Raw genomic sequence first — 1,032 nt, 5'->3', positions numbered from 1 at the left:
GCTGGTGTTGGCGGTGCCGCAGCCGTTGGGTGGTGAGGGGACGGTGGTGATCACCGGCGGAACGGGTGCGCTGGGTCAGCTGCTGGCGCGGCATCTCGTTGCGGAACAGAATGTTCGACATCTCCTACTGGTCAGCCGAAGCGGCGCGTCGGCAGACGGGGCAGCAGAGCTCGCCGCAGAGTTGAGCGAGCACGGATGTGAGGTACGGTTCGCCGCCTGCGACGTCGCCGATCGCGATGCGCTGGCCGGCGTGCTCGAAGAGGCCGGCCGACAGCATCCCCTCTCGGCGGTCCTACATGCCGCCGGCGCCCTCGACGACGCGACGATCGCCTCGCTCACCAGCGACCGATTCGACCGTGTATTGCGCGCCAAAGTCGACGCGGCACTGCACCTCGACGAACTCGCAGGCGAGGCCGAGCTCGTGCTGTTCTCCTCAGCCGCGGCCACACTCGGTTCTCCGGGGCAGGGCAACTACGCAGCGGCCAACGCTTTCCTCGACGCACTGGCTCAGCGGCGGGCACTGGCGGGCCGCCCGGTGCGGTCACTGGCATACGGCCTATGGGCCCAAACGACCGGACTCACCGCCGAGGTCGGCGACGCCGACCGCGCACGGATGGCACGCCTGGGGCTGCAAGCACTCGACGACGCCGAAGGCCTGACACTCTTCGACGCCGCACGAGAACACCGGCCGGCGGCACTGCTGGCACTGTCACTCGACCTACCCGGGCTGCGCACACAAGCGCGTAGCGGCCTGCTGGCGCCACTACTCAGCGACCTCGTCCGCATACCGCCCCGCCGCACGACGGGCGGTTCATTGGCCCAACGACTCGCAGGCATCCCCGAAAACGAACGTACCGCCATGGTCTTGGCCGTTGTCCGCGACACCGTCGCCGAAGTACTCGGCTATCCCTCCTCGACGGCAGTGGACCCCGAGAAAGTGTTCAAAGATGCCGGATTCGACTCACTATCGGCCGTAGAACTACGCAACCGACTGGCACAAGTCACCGGACTGCGACTCCCAGCCACCCTCAT

Annotated in this window: 1 protein-coding gene; it reads left to right on the top strand. The window is 67.6% G+C overall.

The features are described from left to right. Positions 1–4: 4 nt before the first annotated feature. Positions 5–1,032: type I polyketide synthase (locus BST28_RS22950; RefSeq protein ID WP_337339100.1), on the top strand; the 1,028-nt coding region annotated here is incomplete at its 3' end.

This window comes from Mycolicibacter kumamotonensis, assembly GCF_002086285.1.
GTDB classification, from domain to species: domain Bacteria; phylum Actinomycetota; class Actinomycetes; order Mycobacteriales; family Mycobacteriaceae; genus Mycobacterium; species Mycobacterium kumamotonense.
This window is presented reverse-complemented; position numbering and strand designations above follow the sequence as displayed.